The organism is Pseudomonas sp. HMWF006, from assembly GCF_003061205.1.
GTDB lineage: Bacteria > Pseudomonadota > Gammaproteobacteria > Pseudomonadales > Pseudomonadaceae > Aquipseudomonas > Aquipseudomonas monsensis.
The window spans coordinates 11,228-14,186 of sequence record NZ_QAIU01000561.1 but is presented as its reverse complement, the minus strand read 5'-3'; the positions used below and the strand labels follow the sequence as shown (position 1 = coordinate 14,186).

The window sequence follows — 2,959 nt, the reverse complement described above, 5'->3', positions numbered from 1 at the left end:
GGCCGGCAGGGCCACCGCCGATGATGGCGACGTGAGCGGGGAGGCGGGCAGAAGTCTGGGTCATGGCGTGCGCTGCGGTATGGCGGGATAGGGCGCGCATTCTAACAGCGCAGATCCCTCGTAGGAGTGAGGTAGTTCGAGATGTTGGTCAAAAAACAGCCATTGCGCTGTAAGCCATGCTTGCTGTGGTCTGTAGTCCCTTTCACTCAGGTTATCCACAGGCCGTTCCACAGCCATTGTGGGTAACGCAGCACAACTCAATGACAGCCGTGTGACTGCCAGACCCGTTGCGCGCTGTGATGCAGGATGCCGTGGCGACGGGCGAGGGCGTGGCGATCCTTGCTGTAACCGCCGCCAATCACACCGACCACCGGGATATCGCGACCCAGGCAATGGCGCATCACGCGTTCATCGCGGGCGGCGACCCCTTCGTCGGTCAGTTGCAGGTATCCGAGGGCATCGTCCTTGTGCACATCGACGCCGGCGTCGTACAGCACCAGGTCCGGTTGGTACAGCGGCAGCAGATAGTTGAGCGCGTCATCCACAACCTGCAGATAGTCGGCATCGCCCATGCCTTTGGGCAGCGGAATGTCCCAATCGCTTTCGGCCTTGCGTGCAGGAAAGTTCTTCTCGCAGTGCAGGGAAACGGTAATCGCCTCCGGCGTGTCGTGGAGAATCCGCGCGGTGCCATCGCCCTGGTGCACGTCGCAGTCAAAGATCAGCACGCGATTGACCCGACCGCTTTGCAGCAGGTAGTGGCTGATGATCGCCAGGTCATTGAAGATGCAGAAACCGGCCGGGTAATCGTAATGGGCGTGATGGGTGCCGCCGGCCAGGTGACAGGCCAGGCCATGCTCCAGGGCTTTCTCCGCCGCCAGAATCGAACCGCCCACCGCACGCACGGTGCGTCGCGCCAGGGCTTCGTTCCACGGCAGGCCAAGACGCCGCTGGTCTTCGCGGGACAACTCGCCGCTCATGTAGCGTTCGATATAGCGACGGTCATGGGCGAGGGCGAGGATGTCGTTGGGGCAGATCTGCGGGCGCAGCAGATCGGCGTCGCGGGTCAGGCCACTGTCGACGAGGTGATCGCGCAGCAGCCGAAACTTGTCCATCGGGAAGCGGTGGTCCGCCGGGAACTCGGGGCTGTAGTCGTCGTGGTAGATCAGCGGCAGTGGCATGGCGATTTCATGTAGGAAACGTTTGTAAGAGTGAAGGATCCTACCAGCGATGTAGACTTGCGGCATGGAAACGGAGGGGCACGATGGAGCCGATACTGGAACTGCAAAGCGCACGCCTGCTGATGCGACAGTGGCAGGACGAAGATTTGCCGGCATTTGCGGCGATGTGTGCCGATCCGCAAGTGATGCGTTATTTTCCGGCAGCGCTGAGCCGTCTGGAAAGTGCGGCACTGATAGGCCGCGTGCGCGGGCATTTTGCCGAGCACGGTTTTGGCTTGTGGGCGCTGGAGCGCAAGGACAGCGGCGAATTCATCGGTTTCACCGGGCTCGGTGTGGTCGGTTTCGATGCGCCGTTTACGCCTGCGGTGGAAATCGGCTGGCGGCTGGCCAAGGAGCACTGGGGGCTGGGTTATGCCAGTGAGGCGGCGTGGACGGCTCTGCGCTGCGGCTTTGACCGGCTGGCGCTGAAAGAGATCGTGTCTTTCACCGCGCAATCCAATCTGCCCTCGGAGAAGGTCATGCAGGCAATCGGCATGCATCACGCGCCGGAGGATGATTTCGATCACCCCAAACTTGCCGCCGATCATCCGCTACGACGACATGTGCTGTATCGCATCACCCGGGAGCAATGGCTGCAGACCTTGCATGGCTAAGCCGACACGGACGTTTACAATGGCGCGACAGTGGCTCGCGCCAGAACCTGAATTGCCCGCCGCAGCCAAGACTGCGCGGCATAGCTTTGTGTGAGGAGAGTCTGAATGAGCCAAGTGTTGGAAGATCTGGTCGACTTGCTGACCCTGGAACCGATCGAAGAAAACCTGTTCCGCGGCCGTAGCCAGGATCTGGGTTTCCGTCAGTTGTTCGGGGGTCAGGTACTCGGTCAGTCGCTGTCGGCGGCCAGTCAGACCGTTGAAGAGGCGCGTCACGTGCATTCGATGCACGGCTACTTCCTGCGTCCGGGCGATGCCAAGTTGCCGGTGGTGTATTCGGTTGATCGCGTGCGCGATGGCGGCAGCTTCAGCACTCGCCGGGTGACCGCGATCCAGAAGGGCCATCCGATCTTCACCTGCAGCGCCTCGTTTCAGTACGACGAAGCAGGCTTCGAGCACCAGAGCCAGATGCCGGTGGTGGTCGGCCCGGAGAACCTGCCGTCGGAGCTGGAACTGACCCAACAGCGCGCACACCTGATTCCGGAACACATGCGCGAAAAACTGCTGTGCCCGAAACCGATCGAAGTGCGCCCGGTCACCGAAAAAGACCCGTACAACCCGCAGCCGGCCGATCCGGTGAAATACGTGTGGTTCCGCGCCGACGGTGCGCTGGCCGATATTCCGGCGCTGCACAAATACCTGCTGGCCTACGCCTCGGACTTCGGCCTGTTGACCACCTCGATGCTGCCGCACGGTAAATCGGTCTGGCAGAAAGACATGCAGGTCGCCAGCCTCGATCACGCGCTGTGGTTCCACAACGACTTGCGCGCCGATGACTGGTTGCTCTACGCGATGGACAGTCCGTGGGCCGGCAACTCCCGTGGTTTTTCCCGTGGCAGCGTGTACAACCGGGCCGGTCAACTGGTGGCGTCGGTCACTCAGGAAGGCTTGATTCGTCACCGCAAGGACTGGGCATGAGCCTGAGCGATGTGAAGCACTGGGTGTTCGACATGGACGGCACGCTGACCGTCGCCGTGCATGACTTTGCGGCGATCCGCGTGGCGCTGGCGATTCCGCCGCAGGACGACATCCTCACTCATCTTGCGGCATTGCCGGCAGATGAAGCGGCGG

3 protein-coding genes and 1 pseudogene are annotated in these 2,959 nt (G+C 61.8%); 3 read left to right on the top strand and 1 reads right to left on the bottom strand.

The features are described 5' to 3' along the window. Window positions 1-257: 257 nt before the first annotated feature. Window positions 258-1,178, bottom strand: a complete 921-nt coding sequence (locus tag DBR24_RS25735; protein ID WP_123463922.1) for a histone deacetylase — start codon at window positions 1,176-1,178, stop codon at window positions 258-260. A gap of 83 nt (window positions 1,179-1,261) precedes the next feature. On the opposite strand from DBR24_RS25735, the gene DBR24_RS25730 reads away from it, so the two are divergent. From DBR24_RS25730 to DBR24_RS33785, 3 genes and pseudogenes are all read left to right on the top strand, one after another. Then, window positions 1,262-1,831 (top strand): GNAT family N-acetyltransferase, encoded by a 570-nt coding sequence (locus tag DBR24_RS25730; RefSeq protein WP_123463924.1) that lies wholly within the window; start codon window positions 1,262-1,264, stop codon window positions 1,829-1,831. A 105-nt stretch (window positions 1,832-1,936) separates the two neighbouring features. Continuing rightward, window positions 1,937-2,806: an acyl-CoA thioesterase II gene (tesB, locus tag DBR24_RS25725; RefSeq protein ID WP_003228466.1), complete on the top strand. Its 870-nt coding sequence runs from the start codon at window positions 1,937-1,939 to the stop codon at window positions 2,804-2,806. Further along, window positions 2,803-2,959 (top strand): annotated as a pseudogene (locus DBR24_RS33785) (HAD family hydrolase); the annotation flags it as partial. The gene tesB and the pseudogene DBR24_RS33785, both read left to right, overlap by 4 nt.